Annotated in this window: 16 protein-coding genes and 1 pseudogene; 9 read left to right on the top strand and 8 right to left on the bottom strand. The window is 73.5% G+C overall.

What is annotated here, in order from left to right; translation table 11 throughout:
- Position 1 precedes the first annotated feature (1 nt).
- Together ABZ920_RS17160 and ABZ920_RS17155 are read right to left on the bottom strand one after the other, a co-directional pair.
- A complete protein-coding gene (locus tag ABZ920_RS17160; protein WP_361504842.1) occupies positions 2-1,249 on the bottom strand; it encodes a spermidine/putrescine ABC transporter substrate-binding protein in 1,248 nt (415 codons plus the stop codon).
- Between the two features lie 78 nt (positions 1,250-1,327).
- Positions 1,328-2,866 carry a gamma-aminobutyraldehyde dehydrogenase gene (locus ABZ920_RS17155; protein ID WP_361504839.1) on the bottom strand — a complete coding sequence of 513 codons (1,539 nt, stop codon included), beginning with the start codon at positions 2,864-2,866 and terminating at the stop codon, positions 1,328-1,330.
- A 212-nt stretch (positions 2,867-3,078) separates the two neighbouring features.
- Between ABZ920_RS17155 and ABZ920_RS17150 the strand changes: the two genes are divergently transcribed.
- Positions 3,079-3,681 (top strand): NADAR family protein, encoded by a 603-nt coding sequence (locus tag ABZ920_RS17150; protein WP_361504836.1) that lies wholly within the window; start codon positions 3,079-3,081, stop codon positions 3,679-3,681.
- 52 nt (positions 3,682-3,733) lie between these two features.
- Here the strand turns inward: ABZ920_RS17150 and ABZ920_RS17145 are convergent, their stop codons facing one another.
- Positions 3,734-4,192, bottom strand: coding sequence for a DUF4190 domain-containing protein (locus ABZ920_RS17145; RefSeq protein WP_361504834.1), 459 nt, complete (start codon positions 4,190-4,192; stop codon positions 3,734-3,736).
- Between the two features lie 175 nt (positions 4,193-4,367).
- Entirely contained in the window at positions 4,368-5,123 is a 756-nt protein-coding gene (locus ABZ920_RS17140; RefSeq protein ID WP_361504831.1) for a DUF4190 domain-containing protein, read from the bottom strand.
- 278 nt (positions 5,124-5,401) lie between these two features.
- On the opposite strand from ABZ920_RS17140, the pseudogene ABZ920_RS17135 reads away from it, so the two are divergent.
- Together ABZ920_RS17135 and ABZ920_RS17130 are read left to right on the top strand one after the other, a co-directional pair.
- Positions 5,402-6,531 (top strand): annotated as a pseudogene (locus ABZ920_RS17135) (adenosine deaminase).
- 71 nt (positions 6,532-6,602) lie between these two features.
- Positions 6,603-7,286: a glycerophosphodiester phosphodiesterase gene (locus ABZ920_RS17130; protein WP_361504828.1), complete on the top strand. Its 684-nt coding sequence runs from the start codon at positions 6,603-6,605 to the stop codon at positions 7,284-7,286.
- Positions 7,287-8,037: 751 nt separating this feature from the next.
- Here ABZ920_RS17130 and ABZ920_RS17125 read toward each other — a convergent pair.
- Positions 8,038-9,477: a gamma-aminobutyraldehyde dehydrogenase gene (locus ABZ920_RS17125; protein ID WP_361504825.1), complete on the bottom strand. Its 1,440-nt coding sequence runs from the start codon at positions 9,475-9,477 to the stop codon at positions 8,038-8,040.
- Positions 9,478-9,681: 204 nt separating this feature from the next.
- On the opposite strand from ABZ920_RS17125, the gene ABZ920_RS17120 reads away from it, so the two are divergent.
- The 6 genes from ABZ920_RS17120 to ABZ920_RS17095 all read left to right on the top strand — a co-directional run bounded on the left by ABZ920_RS17120 (position 9,682) and on the right by ABZ920_RS17095 (position 15,786).
- The gene (locus ABZ920_RS17120) at positions 9,682-10,197 is read left to right on the top strand and encodes an Lrp/AsnC family transcriptional regulator (protein ID WP_361504822.1); all 516 of its coding nucleotides are present in this window, start codon (positions 9,682-9,684) and stop codon (positions 10,195-10,197) included.
- On the top strand, positions 10,182-11,564 hold the full coding sequence (locus ABZ920_RS17115; protein WP_361504819.1) for an aspartate aminotransferase family protein: 1,383 nt from the start codon (positions 10,182-10,184) through the stop codon (positions 11,562-11,564). The genes ABZ920_RS17120 and ABZ920_RS17115 overlap by 16 nt, the downstream gene beginning before the upstream one ends.
- Before the next feature lie 355 nt (positions 11,565-11,919).
- The gene (locus ABZ920_RS17110) at positions 11,920-12,660 is read left to right on the top strand and encodes an ATP-binding cassette domain-containing protein (protein ID WP_361504817.1); all 741 of its coding nucleotides are present in this window, start codon (positions 11,920-11,922) and stop codon (positions 12,658-12,660) included.
- Positions 12,642-14,129 carry a hypothetical protein gene (locus tag ABZ920_RS17105; protein ID WP_361504814.1) on the top strand — a complete coding sequence of 496 codons (1,488 nt, stop codon included), beginning with the start codon at positions 12,642-12,644 and terminating at the stop codon, positions 14,127-14,129. Before ABZ920_RS17110 ends, ABZ920_RS17105 begins: the two co-directional genes overlap by 19 nt.
- Before the next feature lie 141 nt (positions 14,130-14,270).
- Positions 14,271-14,678: a VOC family protein gene (locus ABZ920_RS17100; protein ID WP_361504812.1), complete on the top strand. Its 408-nt coding sequence runs from the start codon at positions 14,271-14,273 to the stop codon at positions 14,676-14,678.
- Positions 14,679-15,048: 370 nt separating this feature from the next.
- Positions 15,049-15,786, top strand: coding sequence for an LAETG motif-containing sortase-dependent surface protein (locus tag ABZ920_RS17095; RefSeq protein WP_361504809.1), 738 nt, complete (start codon positions 15,049-15,051; stop codon positions 15,784-15,786).
- A gap of 497 nt (positions 15,787-16,283) precedes the next feature.
- On the opposite strand, the gene ABZ920_RS17090 is transcribed toward ABZ920_RS17095, so the two are convergent.
- From ABZ920_RS17090 to ABZ920_RS17080, 3 genes are read right to left on the bottom strand one after another with little or no spacing between them, the layout of a single operon-like run.
- A complete protein-coding gene (locus tag ABZ920_RS17090; RefSeq protein WP_361504806.1) occupies positions 16,284-17,303 on the bottom strand; it encodes an ABC transporter ATP-binding protein in 1,020 nt (339 codons plus the stop codon).
- Positions 17,304-19,010 carry an iron ABC transporter permease gene (locus tag ABZ920_RS17085; RefSeq protein ID WP_361504803.1) on the bottom strand — a complete coding sequence of 569 codons (1,707 nt, stop codon included), beginning with the start codon at positions 19,008-19,010 and terminating at the stop codon, positions 17,304-17,306.
- Positions 18,986-20,083 (bottom strand): thiamine ABC transporter substrate-binding protein, encoded by a 1,098-nt coding sequence (locus ABZ920_RS17080; RefSeq protein ID WP_361504800.1) that lies wholly within the window; start codon positions 20,081-20,083, stop codon positions 18,986-18,988. Before ABZ920_RS17080 ends, ABZ920_RS17085 begins: the two co-directional genes overlap by 25 nt.
- Between the last annotated feature and the right edge of the window lie 82 nt (positions 20,084-20,165).

Raw genomic sequence — 20,165 nt, 5'->3', positions numbered from 1 at the left:
GTCACGCCCCTGTGAGCTTCGCGAACTTCTCTTCGTAGGCCGTCTCTTCCTTCTGCGTCAGTGAGCGGAAGGCGTGCGACGTGGCGGCCATGGCCTTGTCGGGGATGATCAGCGGGTTGTTCGCCGCGTCCTCGTCGATCTTCGCAAGGTAGGGCCGCACACCGTCGACGGGTGTCACGTAGTTGATGTACGCCGAGAGCGCGGCGGCCTGGTCGGGCTCGTAGAAGAAGTCGATGAGCCGCTCCGCGTTCGTCTTGTGCCGCGCCTTGTTGGGCACGAGCAGGTTGTCCGTCGACGTCATGTAGCCGCTGTCGGGGATGACGAAGTCGACGTCCGGGCTGTCCGCCTTGAGCTGCACCACGTCGCCGGCCCAGGCGAGGCAGGCCGCGAAGTCCCCCTTGGTCAGGTCGGAGGTGTAGTCGTTGCCGGTGAACCGGCGGATCTGCCCCTTGTCGACCGCCTTCTGCAGCCGGGCGACGACGGCGTCGTAGTCGTCGTCGGTGAACTTCGCCGGGTCCTTGCCCATGTCGAGCAGGGTCATGCCGATGGTGTCGCGCATCTCCGACAGGAAGCCGACGCGCCCCTTCAGCTTGGGGTTGTCCAGCAGGTCCGAGACCGACTTCACCTCGATGCCGTCGAGGGCCTTCTTGTTGTAGGCGATGACGGTGGAGATGCCCTGCCAGGGGTAGCTGTAGGCGCGGCCGGGGTCCCAGTCGGGGTTGCGGAACTGGGCCGACAGGTTGGTGTAGGCGTGCGGCAGGTGGGAGGGGTCGAGCTTCTGCACCCAGCCCAGGCGTATCAGCCGGGCCGCCAGCCAGTCGGTGAGGACGACGATGTCACGGCCGGTGTCCTGGCCGGCGGCGAGCTGCGGTTTGATCTTGCCGAAGAACTCGTTGTTGTCGTTGATGTCCTCGGTGTACTTGACCCGTACGCCCGTCCGCCTGGCGAACGCCTCCAGCGTCGGGTGGTGCTTGCCGCTGTCGTCGACGTCGACGTACTCGGTCCAGTTGGAGAAGTTGACCACCTTCTCCTGGTCCGAGTGGTCCTGCGTCGCCGTGCCGCCCTGCGCCTGACCCGCCGGCGGGATCCCGCAGGCGCTCAGCGCTCCGAGTCCGCCGGCCGCGAGCGCGCCGCCCGCCGAGGCGCGCAGCAGCGAACGGCGGGTCAGGGCGGCCCGGCCGTTGCGGAAGCTTCGCCTCATGGCGGCCACTTGGGCCGGAGTCAGGCGGTCGGGCTCATACTGCTCCATGCGCGTGGTGCCCTTTCAGGAGGGAGGGTGGGGCCTGGTCGGTGGCCGGTCGTCCCACCGGCGGCAGTCGCCGAGCGGCTATCGCCGGTCCCCGAAGACGGTGCGGTGCCAGTCCTTCGCCGCCACCGCCGTGTTGTCGAACATGACGTGCTTGATCTGGGTGTACTCGTCGAACGAGTAGGTGGACATGTCCTTGCCGAAGCCGGAGGCCTTGTAGCCGCCGTGCGGCATCTCGCTGATGATCGGGATGTGGTCGTTCACCCACACGCAGCCCGCCTTGATCTCGCGGGTGGCACGGTTGGCCCGGTAGACGTCGCGGCTCCAGGCCGAGGCCGCCAGGCCGTACGGGGTGTCGTTGGCCAGCCGGATGCCCTCGTCGTCGGTGTCGAACGGCAGGACGGCCAGCACCGGGCCGAAGATCTCCGACTGGACGATCTCGCTGTCCTGCGCGGCGTCGGCGATCAGGGTGGGCCGGTAGTAGGCGCCGCGCGTCAGCTCGCCCCCGGGAGCCTCGCCGCCGGTGACCACGCGCGCGTAGCCGCGGGCCCGGTCGACGAAGTCCGCCACCCTCTCGCGCTGCGCGTGCGAGACCAGCGGGCCGAGGTCGGTGCCGGGGGCGAAGGGGTCGCCGAGCCGGACGGTGTCCATCAGGGCGGCGGTCCGCGCGACGAACTCCTCGTACAGAGGCCGCTGCACGTAGGCGCGCGTCGCGGCCGTGCAGTCCTGCCCGGTGTTGATGAGCGCGCCCGCGACCGCGCCGTGGACGGCGGCCTCCAGGTCGGCGTCGTCGAAGACCACGAACGGCGCCTTGCCGCCGAGCTCCAGGTGGAGGCGCTTGACGGTGGCGGTGGCGATCTCGGCGACGCGCCGGCCGACGGCGGTGGAGCCGGTGAACGAGGTCATGGCCACGTCGGGGTGACCGACCAGGTGCTCCCCGGCCTCCCGGCCGGCACCCGTGACGATGTTGACCACGCCGTCCGGGATCCCGGCGTCGGTGGCGGCCTGCGCGAACATCAGCGAGGTCAGCGGGGTCAGCTCGGCGGGCTTCAGCACGACGGTGTTGCCCGCGGCGATCGCCGGGAGGATCTTCCAGGCGGCCATCTGCAGGGGGTAGTTCCACGGCGCGACGGAGCCGACGACGCCGATCGGCTCGCGGCGCACGTACGAGGTGTGGTCGCCGGAGTACTCGCCCGCGGACTGCCCCGCCAGGTGCCGGGCGGCGCCCGCGAAGAAGGAGGTGTTGTCGATCGTGCCCGGCACGTCGAACTCCCGGGTCAGCTTCAGCGGCTTGCCGCACTGGAGCGACTCGGCGCGGGCGAAGTCCTCGGCGCGCCCGGCGAGTACGGCGGCGAAGCGGTGCAGCGCCTCCGAACGCTCCACGGGCGTGGCGCCCGACCAGCCTGGGAACGCCTCGCGCGCGGCGGCGACCGCCGCGTCCACGTCCTGGGGTCCGGCCAGCTCGTAGGTGTACACCTCCTCGCCGTTGGCGGGGTCCACGACCGCGTGGGCGCGGCCGGAGGTGCCCTGGCGCAGACGGCCGGCGATGTACTGCGCGCCGTCCGCGAAGCGCGCCTGTGCGGGGAACCGTTCCGGGGTGGCGTTGCCCGGGTTGTGCATGTCGCTCTCCTCCGCCGTCAGCCCGCCGTGAACGGGGTGGATGGCGTAGCTCCAGCTCGATGTGAGTGCCGATCCTGACAGAGCAAGTGCACTCCAACAAGGGATTCCGTTGTTTCCTTTTGGTTACGCGACGGAATCTGTCGACCGAGTGTCGAGCCGGAGCGGAAAAGAGCCGGGACGGCTGTCGGTGGTGCGTGCCAGACTCGCCCGCCATGGGGACGAGCGATTCGCGGGAGGCCCTGATCAGGGCGGTCCGCGCGGGGGCGAGGATCAGGTATCTGTATTTCTGGGGGCACCGCCCGCGGCCGGACGGCCGGGTGGGCGCGAGCTGTCTGAGCCAGTGGTGGCCGTCGCCGTTCACGGTGGACGGGGTGACCTACGCGACCGCCGAGCACTGGATGATGGCCGGCAAGGCGCGGCTGTTCGGGGACGCCGAGGCGGAGCGGCGGGTGCTGGAGGCCGGGCATCCGGCCGAGGCGAAGAAGGCCGGGCGGCTGGTGCGCGGCTTCGACGAGCCGACGTGGGAGCGGGAGCGCTTCCGGATCGTGGTCGAGGGCAGTGTCCACAAGTTCGCGGCGCACTCCGGGCTGCGCGCGTTCCTGCTGAACAGCGGTGAGCGGAACAAGGTGGGGGTCCCCCCGGCCGAGGGCTGGGGGAGGGTGCTGGTGGAGGCCAGCCCGGTGGACCGTGTGTGGGGCATCGGCCTGGCCGCGAGCGACGAGGCCGCGGCGGACCCGGAGCGCTGGCGGGGCCTGAACCTGCTGGGGTTCGCGCTGATGGAGGCCCGGGAGCGGCTGCGGACGGGCGCGGGGTGAGGGAAGGGGCCGGGCTCCCGCCCGGCCCCTCGCCCGCTGCCGCGCACCCCGCTCAGAACGTGCTGGCGCTGCCCATGAGGCCGGCGAAGACCAGCAGGCCCAGCAGCGGCAGCACCACGGTGGCCAGGATGCCGCAGACCAGGCCGCCGGTCGCCGCGCCCTTGTTGGTGGCCTCGCCGCGGTTGGCCTTGCCCAGCCCGACGGCGCCGAAGATGATCGCGAGGATGCCCAGGACGACGCCGAAGATCCACAGGAAGAGGGTCAGGCTGCACACCAGGCCGATGATGCCCAGCACCAGGCCCGTGGTGCCCATGCCGTTGCTCGGCTGCATCGGCATCGCGTAGCCGGGGGCCTGCGGATAGGCCACGGGAGGCGCGACCGGATGGGCCGGGGGGGTCTGCGGGTAGCCGTAGCCCGGGCCGGCCTGCGGATACCCGTACCCCGGCGCCGGCTGCTGCGGCGGCTGGGACGGCGGCCCGAACCCGCCGGGGGCGGGATGGGTGTCGGACATGAAGTGTTCTCCCCTCCGTTGACGTGCAGCAGCGTAGTGGCCCGGACGCCCGGGGGGAGGCGGTCCCGGCAAGCCGCCGCGGGACCGGACACGTCGTCCGGGCCGGGCCGGGGCGGGCCGGAGGGATGCGGCCCGGACGGGAGCGGGCTGTGCGGGCCGGCGGGCGGCGGTGGGGTCAGCGCTCGGCCAGGACGCTCACCGACGTACCGGTGGCGCCGTAGTACGGGTCCTCGTCCGTCTGCCGGTTGCGCTCGTCGTTGATGGCGAACGTGATGCCGACGGCGATCAGGATCAGCACCACCACGCCGAGGATGAGGCCGATGACGCCGGTGATCAGCCCGGCCTGGGCCTGCCCGTGGTTGTCCGCCTCGCCCCGCTCGGCCTTCCGGCGCCCCTTGACGCCGAAGACGATGGCGAGGATGCCGAGCACCACGGAGACCACGCCGTACAGGCAGAACAGGCAGCAGGACAGGATGCCGAGCACCATCGCCGCCGTGCCCATGCCGTTCTGCCGGGCCATCGGCATGCCGGGCCAGCCGTAGCCCTGGGGATAAGCGGGGTAGCCGTACCCGCCGGGGGCGGCGGGACCGGTGGGGGCGATGGGCGGGGGCGGCACGGCGGACTCCCCAGCGGGCGCTCCGAAGGCCGGCGGCGGGAAGCCGGCCGTCGATATCGAGGCCATCGTGGCCTGGTCGTGCACGGACGGCGGCGGGAACGCGGGCGGCTGGTCCTGCGCCGGCGGCTGCGCGGGGGCGGACGGCTGGTCCCACGCCGGGGGCTGCTGGGGCGGGGGCGGCGCCTGGTACTGCGGCGCCGACGGCCGGGGCGCGGGCTGCCGCGGGTTCTTGGCGAGCGAGGGGCGGCTCTCGGGCGGGGCCCAGGGGTTGTCGCCGGCCCCGGCGTCGCCGGCCGACTGCGTTCCGTCCGTCATGTCGCGCTCCCCCTCATCGATCGTCCCGCCATGCTAAAGCGTGGTCGTCGCGGCCCCTCCGCCCGGTCCGCCACAGCAGCCACCGCGCCGGGGTCGGGCCCCGGACCCGCCGGTGCGTCCCGCCCGCCGTCCGCCCGGACCCGCCGGTGCGTCCCGCCCGCCGTCCGCCCGGCCTCCCCGGCGATCACCGTCCCACCGCCCCGCCGCCCTCCCCCCGGCCCGCCCGGCCGCCGGGACGGTGGCGGGCGACGGCCGGCGCGGTGGACCGGCCGCCTACGATGTGCGTGCCACTCGATCAGCCGATCACCCGCGCCGCGCCCCGAGCGGCCCGCGGCGCCGTTCCCGGGGAGGGATCCCTTTGACCGACCAGCGCGCACCCCGCGATCTGCACGCCTTCATCGCCGGACTGCCCAAGGCCGAACTGCACGTGCACCACGTCGGCTCCGCCTCTCCCCGCATCGTGTCCGAACTGGCCGCCCGCCACCCCGACTCGAAGGTCCCGACCGACCCCGAGGCCCTGGCCGACTACTTCACGTTCACGGACTTCGCGCACTTCGTCGAGGTGTACCTGTCGGTCGTCGACCTGGTCCGCACCCCCGAGGACGTGCGGCTGCTGACGTACGAGGTGGCCCGTGACATGGCCCGGCAGCAAGTCCGCTACGCCGAGCTGACGATCACGCCGTTCTCGTCCACCCGCCGCGGCATCGACGAGCGTGCCTTCATGGACGCGATCGAGGACGCCCGCAAGTCGGCGGAGGCGGAGTTCGGCACCGTGCTGCGCTGGTGCTTCGACATCCCCGGCGAGGCGGGCCTCGAAGCGGCGGAGGAGACGGCGCGGCTGGCCACCGACGACCGGCTGCGGCCCGAGGGGCTCGTGTCGTTCGGCCTCGGCGGGCCCGAGATCGGCGTGCCCCGGCCCCAGTTCAAGCCGTACTTCGACCGGGCGCTGGCGGCCGGGCTGCGGTCGGTGCCGCACGCGGGCGAGACGACCGGCCCGGAGACCGTCTGGGACGCGCTGAACGACCTGCGCGCCGAGCGCATCGGGCACGGCACCAGCTCCGCCCGGGACCCGAAGCTGCTGGCGCACCTCGCCGAGCGCCGGATCCCGCTGGAGGTGTGCCCCACCTCCAACATCGCCACCCGCGCGGTCCGCACCCTGGACGAGCACCCCCTGCGGGAGTTCGTGCGGGCCGGGGTCGTCGTCACGATCAACTCCGACGACCCGCCGATGTTCGGGACCGACCTCAACAACGAGTACGCCGTGGCCGCCCGTCTGCTGGACCTGGACGAGCGGGGCCTGGCCGAGCTGGCCAGGAACGCCGTGCGGAGCTCCTTCCTCGACGAGGCCGGCAAGGCGCGCATCGCGGACGAGATCGACGCCTACACCGCGGCGTGGCTCGCGCCCTGACCCCGTCCGCCCCCGGCACCGGGCTTGCGGCTCCCGGTCGGCCGCCGGACGCGCTGAAGCACAATGAGGCCATGCAGACCCTGACGGCCGTGGCGCACCGCGGCGATCCCTACCGCGTCCGCGAGAACACGATCGGCTCGCTGCGTTCCGCGCTCGACCAGGGTGCGGACGCCGTGGAGATCGACGTCCGGCTCACCCGGGACGGGGTGCCCGTGCTGCTGCACGACGACACGCTGGGCCGGCTGTGGGAGCACGACCGGCCGCTGCGGTCGCTGTCGGCGGACGAGGTGCGCGGACTGACGGCCGGTCAGGTGCCCACGTTGGAGGACGCCCTGGCCGCGACCGACGGCAGCCGGGTCATGGTCGACCTTCCGGGCGGGCCCGGCCTGCCTGCGGTGCGGCGGATCGTCGGAGTGGTCCGGGACTGCGGGGCACAGGACCGCGTGTACTACTGCGCGGGTCCGGAGACGATGCTCGCGGTGCGCGCGGCCGACGCGTCCGCCGAGATCGCGCTGACCTGGACGACCCTCGCCCCGCCGCGCGCCGGTCTGCTGGCCGCCGTCCGCCCGCGCTGGCTCAACTACCGCTTCGGCCTGGTGACCCGGGACCTGGCGGCCCGGGTCCACCGCGACGGGTACCTGCTGTCGGCCTGGACGCCCGACACGCGCCGCTCGATGCGGCGCCTGATCGAGGCCGGTGTGGACTCGATCACCACCAACCGTGTGGACGCATTGTGCGCGGTCCGCGGCCACTGAGGCGGGACGTGGGCCCCCGCCGGTGACGGGGCAAGCCGTGCCCGCCGCGGCCGGCCGGGGGTGCGTCCCGGCTGCGTCGGTCACGGCCGTGGCCGCGTCCCCGGTCCGCCGGGCGCCCCGGTGGAGGCCGTGGACTCCGTCGACAGCGGGCGAGGGCCTGCCGGGGCCGTCGCCGCGGGGCGTGGCCACCGTTCCGCGTGGTGGGGCGTGGCCGCGCCCCGCGTGCCCGCGCGACAGCCGGGGCTTCCCCGGACTGCCCCGCAGGGCTCAGCGCCGCGCACGACCGCTACCCCGCGGTGCCGCCGCGCCGACCACGGGCCGACCGGTGCGCGGCCGCCGCACCCCCGGCTGGCGCACGGGTGTGCGCTACGGCCGCGTCCGGCTCGGGAACGCGGTGTCGGCCCCGGGCCGCGACTGCGACCGCTGCTCCGGCGGCGACACCGGCGTCGCCGACCGCTCCCGGGTGGGAACGGCCGGGCTGCTCGTCAACCAGCGCACCGCGAGCCACCGATCGGCCGCCCGCACACGGCGGCTTGGGCAGCCCGCACACGGCGGCAGCCGGCGGCCCGGACGCACCGCGGCCCCGGACGGTGTGGTCACCGTCCGGGGCCGCGAAGGGAGACGGGTCGCCGGCCCGGGGGAGCGCACCCCTGTCGCCCGGCGCGCCGCGACCGCGTGGGGCATCGCGCGGGTGCCGCGCGAGGCATCGCGCGGGTGCCGCGCGGCAGAGGCCGCGCGGCACCCCCGCGCGTCACGCGTCCAGCGACGTCATCACGTGCTTGATGCGGGTGTAGTCCTCGAAGCCGTACGCCGACAGGTCCTTGCCGTAGCCGGACTTCTTGAAGCCGCCGTGCGGCATCTCGGCGACCAGCGGGATGTGGGTGTTGATCCACACGCAGCCGAAGTCGAGCTTCTTGGACATCCGCATGGCGCGGCCGTGGTCCTTGGTCCACACCGAGGACGCGAGGGCGTAGTCGACGCCGTTGGCCCACTCCACGGCCTGGTCCTCGTCGCGGAAGGACTGCACGGTGATGACCGGGCCGAAGACCTCGTTCTGGATGATCTCGTCGTCCTGCTTCAGGCCCGAGACCACGGTCGGGGCGTAGAAGTACCCCTGGTCGCCGACCTGGTGGCCGCCGGCCTCCACCTTGGCGTGCGCGGGCAGCCGCTCGATGAAGCCGGCGACCTGCTTGAGCTGGCTGGGGTTGTTCAGCGGGCCGTACAGGACGTCCTCGTCGTCCGGCCGCCCGGTCTTGGTCCCGGCGGCGGCCTTGGCGAGCGCGGAGACGAACTCGTCGTGGATGGACTCGTGGACGAGGACGCGGGTGGCGGCCGTGCAGTCCTGGCCGGCGTTGAAGAAGCCGGCGACCGAGATGTCCTCGACGGCCTTGTCGATGTCGGTGTCCTCGAAGACCACGACGGGGGCCTTGCCGCCGAGCTCCAGGTGGACGCGCTTGAGGTCCTTGGAGGCGGACTCGGCGACCGACATGCCCGCGCGCACGGAGCCGGTGATGGACGCCATCGCCGGCGTGGGGTGCTCGACCATCAGGCGGCCGGTGTCGCGGTCGCCGCAGATGACGTTGAAGACGCCCTTGGGCAGGATCGAGCCGATGATGTCGGCGATCAGGACGGTGGACGCCGGGGTGGTGTCCGACGGCTTCAGGACGACCGTGTTGCCCGCGGCGAGCGCCGGGGCGAACTTCCACACGGCCATCATCATCGGGTAGTTCCAGGGCGCCACCTGCGCGCAGACGCCGATCGGCTCGCGGCGGATGATCGAGGTCATCCCGTCCATGTACTCGCCGGCCGACCGGCCCTCGAGCATCCGCGCCGCGCCCGCGAAGAAGCGGATCTGGTCGACCATCGGCGGGATCTCCTCGGAGCGGGTCAGCCCGATCGGCTTGCCCGTGTTCTCCACCTCGGCCGCGATGAGCTCCTCGGCGCGCTCCTCGAACGCGTCCGCGATCTTCAGCAGGGCCTTCTGGCGCTCGGCCGGGGTGGTGTCGCGCCAGCCCGGGAAGGCCGCGGCGGCGGCCGCCATGGCGGCGTCCACGTCCGCCTGCCCGGACAGCGGCGCGGTCGCGTACGCCTCGCCCGTCACGGGGTTGACCACCTCGGTGGTCCGTCCGTCGGCGGCGTCCCGGAACTCACCGTCGATGTAGTTGCGCAGACGACGCAGCTCGGTGCTCACTGCCGGCCCTCCTGTCAGGTTCTGGCTGCTTGTGAAGGTCTCTCGGGCGGGTTCGGGGTGTCCACGCACTGAGACATGCCCACCCTAGTCGGCCGGCCGACGTTTTCAACACCCCCACTCGGACTCGGGCTGCGAAATCCGCAGGTCTCACTATCGTAAACAACGAATTTCATCGCCGCCGCCTTGCGGAACTATCGATACGTCGTGCACAGTGAGGTGGTGGCCAGTCGAAGCGCAGACCAGAGGGACCTCCGCGAGTCCAGGCACGGCAACCCCCATCTGGACGCCGTCTCCCTCGCGATCATCGAGCAGCTCCAGGAGGACGGCCGCCGGCCGTACGCCGCGATCGGCAAGGCCGTCGGCCTGTCGGAGGCGGCCGTGCGCCAGCGCGTGCAGAAGCTGCTCGACCAGGGCGTGATGCAGATCGTCGCCGTCACGGACCCGCTCACCGTGGGTTTCCGCCGGCAGGCGATGGTCGGCGTCAACGTCGAGGGCGACGTGGAGTCCGTGGCCGACGCGCTGACCGGCATGTCGGAAGTCGAGTACGTGGTGATGACCGCGGGCTCGTTCGACATCCTCGCCGAGATCGTCTGCGAGGACGACGACCACCTGCTGGACGTCATCAACAAACGCATCCGGGCCCTGCCCGGCGTGCGCTCCACCGAGAGCTTCGTCTACCTCAAGCTCAAGAAGCAGACCTACATGTGGGGAACCCGATAACCGTGAGTACCAAGGACCTCAGCCGTACCGCGTACGACCACCTGTGGATGCACTTCACCCGGATGTCCTCGTACGAGAACTCCCCCGTGCCGACGATCGTCCGGGGCGAGGGCACCTACATCTACGACGACAAGGGCAAGCGCTACCTCGACGGTCTCGCGGGCCTGTTCGTGGTCCAGGCCGGGCACGGGCGCACGGAGCTCGCCGAGACCGCGTACAAGCAGGCGCAGGAGCTGGCGTTCTTCCCGGTGTGGTCCTACGCCCACCCCAAGGCCGTGGAGCTCGCGGAGCGGCTGGCCCACCACGCGCCGGGCGACCTGAACAAGGTCTTCTTCACCACCGGCGGCGGCGAGGCGGTCGAGACCGCCTGGAAGCTCGCGAAGCAGTACTTCAAGCTGGTCGGCAAGCCCACCAAGCACAAGGTGATCTCCCGCGCGGTCGCCTACCACGGTACCCCGCAGGGCGCCCTGTCCATCACCGGCCTGCCGGCCCTGAAGGCCCCGTTCGAGCCGCTGGTGCCGGGCGCGCACAAGGTCGCCAACACCAATATCTACCGCGCCCCGATCTTCGGCGACGACCCGGAGGCCTTCGGCCGCTGGGCCGCCGACCAGATCGAGCAGCAGATCCTCTTCGAGGGCCCCGACACGGTCGCCGCGGTCTTCCTGGAGCCGGTGCAGAACGCCGGCGGCTGCTTCCCGCCGCCCCCCGGCTACTTCCAGCGGGTCCGCGAGATCTGCGACCGGTACGACGTGCTGCTCGTGTCCGACGAGGTCATCTGCGCCTTCGGCCGCCTCGGCACGATGTTCGCCTGCGACAAGTTCGGCTACGTCCCGGACATGATCACCTGCGCCAAGGGCATGACCTCGGGCTACTCCCCGATCGGCGCCTGCATCATCTCCGACCGCCTGGCCGAGCCGTTCTACAAGGGCGACAACACCTTCCTGCACGGCTACACCTTCGGCGGCCACCCCGTCTCGGCCGCGGTGGGCCTGGCCAACCTCGACCTGTTCGAGCGCGAGGGCCTGAACCAGCACGTGCTCGACAACGAGTCCGCCTTCCTGCAGACGCTGCAGAAGCTGCACGACCTGCCGATCGTCGGCGACGTCCGCGGCAACGGCTTCTTCTACGGCATCGAGCTCGTGAAGGACAAGAACACCAAGGAGTCCTTCAACGAGGAGGAGACCGAGCGCGTCCTGTACGGCTTCCTGTCCAAGGCCCTGTTCGACAACGGCCTGTACTGCCGTGCCGACGACCGCGGCGACCCGGTCGTCCAGCTCGCCCCGCCGCTGATCTCGAACCAGGAGACCTTCGACGAGATCGAGCAGATCCTGCGCGCGACGCTGACGGAGGCCTGGACCAAGCTGTGACACCCCGGCGGGTGACCGGCCCGGCGTGACGCGCGCGCCGGGCCTCGCACGGCGCCTGGGCAGTCGGCGGCCTCCCGCCGGCCGTTCTGGCGGCGGCCTCCCGCCGCGGCCCGCGCGCCGGCCGCACGGTCATCGCCGGCGGCCGCACGGAGGGGCATACCTCCGATCAGATGATCAATACCGGCCCCGGAGCCGCCCGTTCGAGTGAGAAACGGGCACCCGGGGCCGCGTGCTTCTCGGCCCCCGGCCCTCGGCTGCCTAGCGTGCAGTGACCGATCGGCTTCGCCTTCGTTCCCCCGGATGGGGGAATTCGCGGATCGCGCACGGCATTTCCGATGTGAACGAGGTGTACGCCATGGTGGCCCCGCCGGACAGCGACGTGCTCTGGGCACGCGCCCTGCACTTCACCCACAACGACGGCTCGCCCGCGCTCAGCGGTGTCTCGCTCGGCGTCCGCCAGGGCGAGATCCTCGCCGTCGGCGGCCCGAGCGGCAGCGGCAAGACGACCCTGCTGCGGTGCCTGTCCGGACTGGTGCGCATCCGGCGCGGCGAGGTGTGGTTCAACAGCACGGCGGTCCACACCATGGGCCCCCTCGCCCGGGAACGGCTGCGTCGCGACCGCTTCTGCTGGATCGATCCTGCTCCCGTGCTCGTCCCCGAGCTGAACGTCTGGGAGAACACGGCCCTGCCCCTGATGCTGCGCGGCACCGACCGGCGGCGGGCCCGCAGAGCGGCCCAGGAGTGGCTGGAACGCCTCGACATCGGGGACCTCGCCCGCCGCCGCCCGCACCAGCTCCGCCAGGCCGAACGGCAGCGGGTCTGCATCGCCCGCGCGCTCGCGCCCGCCCCGACGGTGCTGTTCGCCGACGAGCCCACCGCGCCCCTGCACCGTGCCGACCGCGCCCACGTCCTGCGCACGCTCACCACGGCGGCCCGCTCGCACGGCATCACCGTCGTGCTCGCCACCCACGACGCCGAGACCGCGGCGCTCGCCGACCGCACGGTGTCCCTGCTCGACGGGCGGTGCGTGAAGACGGTGCACCTGCCCCCGGTGGGAGACACGGAAGGCCGGCCGGCGTGCTCGCTCTCCGTCTGACCCGCCTCGCCCGGCCCGCCGTCCAGCTGCGCCGGCTGACGGTCTGCGCGGCCTCGGCGGGCACGGGCTTCCTGCTGCTGTGCGCCCTCGGCTACGCCCTCGCGCACCCCGCCATGCCCGCCGCCGCCGTGCTGCGCCTGTGCTGGTGCGCGGTGCCGCTGGCCGCCACCGTCTACCTGGCGGTCGCCGTGGCCCGCACCGATCCCGGCACCCGGCCCCGCCCGGGCCTGTCCGCGGTCGGTCTCGGCCCGGGCCGGCTGCTGGCCGTCTCGGCGGCCACGACGGCGCTGAGCTGCGGCTTCGGCTCGGTGGCGGCGCTGATCGCCTTCCTGCGCCTGCGCGGCGACCTCGGGGGCGGGCCACTCACCGGCACGAGCGCGGAGTTCCTGGCGCCCGGCGGGCCGCTGCCGGTCCCGGCGATGCTGACCCTGCTCTGCCTGGTGCCGGCGGCCGCCTCCCTGGCGGTGGCCGTGGCGCTGCGGCCCCGGGACCCCCGGCCGCCCGCGGCGACGCGGGCAGCGGGGCGCGGGTACGGACGCTTCGGGGCGTACCCGCGCACCGGGGCGCGGGAGACGTTCGGGGCGTACGGGCGCTTCGGGGCACGGTGGAAGGCCGTGGCCCGCCCGGAGCCGTCCGACGGGCCGGACGGCGGCGCCGGCCGGCCGGCACCGCGGACGGCCGGCGCGCGGGCCGCGGCCGGCGCCGGGGACCGTCAGGGGGCCGCGACGTCGCGGGTGCCGGGCCACCCGGCCGGTGCGCGGGCGGCGGCCGGTGCCCTGGCCACCGCGGAGGAGCGGCCCGACCCCCGTACCGGCCCCGGGCAGGAGCGGGACGGCCTCGATCCGGACCGCCCGCCGGCGCCCCGCAAGACTCCCGGCGGCCTGCCCTGGGGCATCGCCGTCCTGGCCGCCGGGCTCGCCGCCGAGGCGTACGCGAGCCGCACCGCCCCTGCCTCCTCGCCCGCCCTGCCCGGTGGCCTCGCGGTCGGCTCGGCCGCCGTCCTCGTCGGCTGGCTGCTCACCGCCGTCGGCCTGGCACTGGCCGGGCCCGGCCTCACCCATCTGTGCGGGCGCGTGCTCCAGTCGGTGGGTCCGGGCGCGCTGCGCCTCCTGGCCGGCCGGGTCCTGATGGAGGAGGCGGGCCGTATCGGCCGCCCCCTGGGGCTGCTCTGCGCGGTGGCCTCGGGGACGTACGCCATGCTCACGCTGTCCGGCGGCGCTCCCGACGTCGGCCCGCTGACCTCCCTCGGCACGCTCCTGGTGGCCGGCTGCGCGCTGGCCACGCTGCTGACGACCGCCGTGGAGGCGCGGCAGGCACGCGCCGAGACCGTCGCGGCCCTGCTGCGGCTGGGCGCGCCCGCGACGATGCTGCTGGCCGCCGCCGCCCTGCGCGTCACGGCCGTGCTGGTCCTGTTCACCCCGCTGACCCTGGCGGTCGCCCACCTCGCCGCCCTGCCGCTCACCGGCTGACCCGGCACGGGCGGCGGCTGCCCGGACGCACGGGGCCGGCCCGCGGGACCGGGCGGGGAAACGGCCGCCGTTCGCCCGATGAGTTCCGCGCGGCCCCGGGGTCTATTCCCCCGAACGCACCGACCCGATGGGAGACAGCGCATGTACCAGCAGATGATCTTCGTGAACCTGGCCGTCGGCGACGTCGACGCCTCGAAGAAGTTCTTCACCGAGCTCGGCTACACGATCAACCCGCAGTTCACGACCGACGACTGCGCCTGTGTCGTCATCAGCGACACGATCGTCGCCATGCTGCTCTCCCGGCAGCGCTACGCCGACTTCACGAAGAAGGAGATCGCGGACCCCACGAGGACCAGCGAGGTCCTGCTGTGCCTGAGCGCCGAGAGCCGCGAGAAGGTCGACGAACTGGTCGACCGGGCGATCGCGGCGGGCGGTTCGGCGACCGGCGAGCCCCAGGACCACGGCTTCATGTACGGGCGCGCCTTCGACGACCTCGACGGCCACACCTGGGAGATCATGTGGATGGACCCGGCGGCGGTGCAGGGCTGAGCCCGTCGCGGTCGGCCGCCCCGCACGGCGCGGGCGGGTGCGCCCGCGCCCGCACCGTGCCGTGCGCGGGTCCCGGCCGCGGGACCGCGCCGCCCCCGGCGCGTGCGGGACGCCGTCCCCGCGCCAGCCCGCTTCCACGCCGGGCCATTGAGGTGACGGGGGCTCTGACGCTCCGTCCGAGGCGTTGAAACCTCCGGCCGGTTAACGAGTGTGCAAAGTCAACACCCCTGGGCCGCCAGTGCGTTGACACTTCTTATGGAACGCTTATAGACCTGTGATTCACCCGGGGGTGCTGGGGTGTGCTTTCGTCGTCGCCCCAACTCCCCCGCCACCCCCCGCACTGCACATCCCGAAGGGCACAGTGTCCATCTTGTCGATATCACGCCGTACCGCCCGAACCACGCGCGTCCTCGGTGTCGCCTCCGCCTCGGCCGCACTCGCGATCGGTGTCGCGGGCAACGCGCTCGCCTGCAGCATCAAGGATTTCTCCGCCGAAGCCAAGTGCGACGGGAACAAGGGCGTCATCGTCGTCACCGACGTCGACCCCGCCGGCACCCCGGCCGAGGTCACCGTGTTCCTCGAGAACAACGGCGCCGACGCCAAGCAGGTCGGCAAGCAGACGGTCGCGGGCACCCGCGAGGGCGCCACGGCCACCTTCGTCGAGGACTGGCAGCCGAACGCCGTCTACCGCGTCCACGTCAAGGCCACCAAGAAGACCGGTACCAAGGTCAAGGTCCTCAACGCCGACATCACGCCCAACCTGACCACGCCCTCCACGGCCTGCTCGGCGGAGGCGAGCCCGAGCCCGTCGGCCGGCGCGTCCTCGCCCGCCACCTCGCCGGCGCCGACGGAATCCGGCACTCCGGCACCGTCCGCCTCGCAGAGCAGCACCGCTCCGGAGGGCAGCACCGCCCCGGCGGGCACCTCCGCCCCGGCGGGCGCCCCGAGCAACGCCCCGTCGCCCGCGGCCGGCGAGTCGAACCTCGCCGAGACCGGCGCGGGCTCCAGCACCGGCCTGATCGCCGGTGCCGCGGTGGCCCTGGTCGTGGCCGGCGGTGCCGCGGTCGTCTTCGGCCTGCGCCGCCGCGGGGCGAACGGCCGCCGCTGACACCTCCGTACCCACCGCGGGGCCCGTCCTCGCACCGGGGCCCGTCCCTGCTCCGGGGGCGGGCCCCGGTGCGCGCCGGGCGCCTGTGAGCGGCCCGCGCGGAGCGACCGCCGCCCGCTCGCGCCGCGGCAACCGGCCCGGCCAGACGCCCGGTGCGCACCGGGCGCCACCTCGGGGTCCGTTCTCGAAAGCGTCCGGGCCCAGCGTGCGTCAGATCCGCCGCAGCCGGCGGACCGCGAGGGCGTCCGGCCGTCCCCGGCTCGGTCGCACGACGCTCACGCCGGAGCAGGCACTTCGGCTGGTCCCGCTCGCCCCTCCCCCGACGTCACACGCCCCGCACGGGCATCCGTCCGGGCAGGACGAGCGGCACGGAGGGGAGCGGCCCGCGCGGAGCGACCGCCGCCCGCGCGCGATCCTCGGCGGCCTCGACGACCTCCCCGCCTCCGGTGCCGGACGTGCCCGAGCAGGTCGTACCGCTCACGCCGAACGGGCGGCCATCAGCCCAGGAGGACGACGTCGGCCACGTCGAACACCACGCCGGCCTCGGCGCCGACCTCCGGTGCCGCCCCGAGCACGCAGGCCGCCTCCAGCGGCGGCGCGTCCTGCGGGCGGAGGCGGACGGCGACGTGGGTGCCCTTGAAGGTGCGGGCGGCCACCCGGCACCGCAGGCCCTCGTCGGCGCCGACCAGGCGGACCCCGGCGGGCCGGACGAGGAGCGTGCGGGTGCCCTGCGGCGCGCCGTCGGGCACCGGCACCTTGCCCCAGGGCGTGACCGCGGTGTCGCCGTCGACGGTCGCCTCGACCACGTTCTCGAAGCCGAGGAAGCGGGCGACGAAGGCGTCGGCCGGGCGCTGCCACACCTCGAGCGGCGTTCCGGACTGGGCGATGCGCCCGTCGCGCATCACCACCACCCGGTCGGCCAGCGCGAACGCCTCGCCCTGGTCGTGGGTGACGGCGAGGACGGTGGTCCCGAGCCGCCCGAAGAGCTCCCGCAGCTCGACGACCAGCCGCTCCCGCAGCGCACGGTCCAGCTGACCGAGCGGCTCGTCCAGCATCAGCAGCCGGGGCCGCGGCGCCAGCGCCCGGGCCAGCGCCACCCGCTGCTGCTCGCCGCCGGAGAGGGCGACCACGGGCCGGGGCCCGGCGCCGGGCAGCCCGACCAGGTCGAGCAACTCGCCCACCCGCTCGGCCCGTTCATCCTTGGGGGTGCCGTGCATGCGCAGCCCGAACGCGACGTTGCCGGCCACGTCCCGGTGCGGGAAGAGCTGGTGGTCCTGGAACATCAACCCGACCTCGCGCCGGTGCGGCGGCACTCCCGCCTGGTCCCGCCCGTCGAGCAGCACCCGGCCGGAGTCGACCGGCTGGAGCCCGGCCACCGCCCGCAGCAGCGTCGACTTGCCGCTGCCGCTGGGTCCGAGGACGCACACGATCTCGTGCTCGGCGACCTCCAGGTCGACGGCGTCGAGCACGGCCCGTCCGTCGAAGCGGACGGTCGCGCCCCGCAGCGTGAGCAGCATCTAGAACTCCCCGCTCCGGTCGAGGGACGTCTCCCCGGCCACCTGGGTCCGGGACCGCAGGAGCAGTCGCTCCAGCACCAGCAGCGCCACCGCGCACACCACCATCAGGATCGTCGACAGGGCCATCGCCTGGCCGTAGTTGAGGTCGCCGGGCCGCCCCAGCAGGCGGGCCACGGCGACCGGCAGGGTCGGGTTGTCGGGCCGCGCGATGAACACGGTGGCGCCGAACTCGCCGAGGGACACCGCGAAGGCGAACCCGGCGGCGATCAGCAGCGCCCGCCGCACCAACGGCAGGTCCACCTCCCGCCACACCCGCCACGGCGAGGCGCCGAGCACGGCCGCGGCCTCCCGCAGCCGCGCGTCGACCGCCCGCAGCACCGGCAGCATGGTCCGCACGACGAAGGGGACGCCGACCAGGGCCTGCGCGAGCGGCACGAGGATCCACGAGGACCTGAGGTCAAGCGGCGGCTCGTCCAGCGCGATCAGGAACCCGAAGCCGACCGTCACCGCGGACACCCCGAGCGGCAGCATCAGCAGCGCGTCGAAGCCGCGCACGATCCGGCCCGCGTCCCGGCGGGTGAGGGCCGCCGCGGCCAGCCCGCCGATCACCACGGCGATCGCGGTGGCGGCGGCGGCGTACGACAGGGACGTGCCGACGGCGTGGATCGGGGCGACCAGGAAGGTGCCGCCGTCCGGGTCGGTCAGCGCCCGGTAGTAGCCGAAGCCGGGCGCGTCCAGCGACCGCTGCACGAGTACGGCGAGCGGCAGCAGCAGGAGCAGCAGCACGGTGGCGAGGACGCCGGCGAGCAGCGCCCACTGCCCGGCCCCGCGCGGGGGCCGGGCGGTCGTGGAGGCGTCGGTCAGCCGCAGAGCGGTCTCGCGCCGCCGTACGGTCCAGGCGTGCACGGCGAGGATCGCGCCCACCGCGAGGAACTGGACGATCGTCAGGACGGCGGCCGTGGACAGGTCGAAGATCTCGGAGGTCTGCCGGTAGATCTCCACCTCGAGGGTGGCGAAGGTGGGGCCGCCGAGGATCTGCACGACCCCGAAGGAGGTGAAGGTGAACAGGAAGACCATGAGCGCGGCGGCGGCCACGGCGGGCGCGAGCGCCGGCAGCGTGACCTTGCGCCACGCGGTCAGCGGGGAGGCGCCGAGCATGCGCGCGGCCTCCTCCTGCCGCGGGTCGAGCTGCGCCCACAGTCCGCCGACGGTGCGGACGACGACGGCGTAGTTGAAGAAGACGTGCGCGAGCAGGATGGCCCACACGGTCGTGTCGAGCCGCAGACCCCACAGCTCGTCGAGGAGTCCGCCACGCCCGACGAGGGCGAGGAACGCCGTCCCGACGACGACCGTGGGCAGCACGAAGGGCACGGTGACGACCGCCCGCAGGACCTGGCGGCCCGGGAAGTCCAGGCGGGCGAAGACGTAGGCCGCGGGCAGCGCGATCACCAGTGTGAGGGCGGTCGAGGCGGCCGCCTGCCAGGTGGTGAACCACAGCACGTGCCGGATGCCGCTCTGCCCGAGCACGTCCGCGATCCGCCCGGCCTGCCAGACGCCGTCGACCCGCAGGCCGCGCGCGACGATCGCCGCCACCGGGTAGGCGAAGAACACGGCGAAGAACGCGACCGGCCCGAGCATCAGCCCGAGCCGTGCCGCGCTCCCCGCCCGGCCCCTGCGCGGGGCTACTTCAGGACGAGCGACGTCCACGCCTTGACCCACTCGTCGCGGTGGTCGGCGATCTCGCCGGGGGCCATGGTCTGGGGGCTCCTGGCGGCCGGGCCGTACTGGGTGAACTCGGCGGGCACGGCCGCGCCCTCGGTCACGGGGTAGACGAACATGTTGAGCGGCATGTCCTCCTGGAACCGCCGGGAGATCAGGAAGTCGATGAGGGCCTTGCCGCCCTCGGTGTTGCGGGCGTTCCTCAGCAGTCCGGCGAACTCGATCTGCCGGAAGCAGGTGCCGGCCGCGACCCCGGTGGGGGCGGTCTTCGGCCTCGGGTCCGCGAAGACGACCTCGGCGGGCGGCGAGGAGGCGTACGAGACGACGAGCGGCCGGTCGCCCTTGGCCTTCCGGCCGCCGGCCGAGCCGGAGAACTCCTCGTTGTAGGCCTGCTCCCAGCCGTCGACGACCTTCACGCCGTTGGCCTCGAGCTTCTTCCAGTAGCCCTGCCAGCCGCCCCCGGCGGCGTCCCCGTCGCCGTACTTCGCCGCGCTGCCGAGGAGGAAGCCGAGGCCGGGCGAGGAGGTGGCGGCGTTCTCGGTGACGAGGAGGTTCTTGTAGGCCGGCTTGGTGAGGTCGTCGAAGGTCTGCGGCGGGGCCAGTCGGTGCCGGCTGAAGTACGCCTTGTCGTAGTTGACGCAGATGTCGCCGTAGTCGACCGGCGTGACCCGGTGCCTGCCCCGGTCGAGCTGGTAGGCCGCGCCGACCTTGTCGAGTCCCTCGGCCTCGTACGGCTGGAACAGCCCGTTGCCGAGCGCCCGCGACAGCAGCGTGTTGTCGACGCCGAAGAACACGTCGCCCTGCGGATGGTCCTTGGTGAGGACGGCCTTGTTGACGGCCTGGCCCGCGTCGCCGTCCTTGAGGACCTTGACGGTGTACCCGGACTCCTTCTCGAACTCCTTGATGACGTTCTCGGACACGGCCCACGAGTCGTGGCTGACCAGGGTCACGGTGCGGGAGTCGCCGCCGCTCCCGTCCGCGGAGCCGTTCGACGACCCGCAGGCGGACAGCGTGACGAGGCCGAGCCCGACCGCCACGGCCACGAAGGTCTTGGTGTGCACTTACTTCCTCCTGGAGTGACCAGGAAGAGACGCGGCCCTGCCCGGGGGCCCGCGGAGAAGGTCCGCGGGCCCCCGGGCAGGG

Source organism: Streptomyces sp. NPDC046831 (assembly GCF_040645305.1).
Taxonomy (GTDB): domain Bacteria; phylum Actinomycetota; class Actinomycetes; order Streptomycetales; family Streptomycetaceae; genus Streptomyces.
The sequence above is the reverse complement of the archived record's forward strand: the minus strand, read 5'-3'. Positions and strand labels throughout refer to the sequence as shown.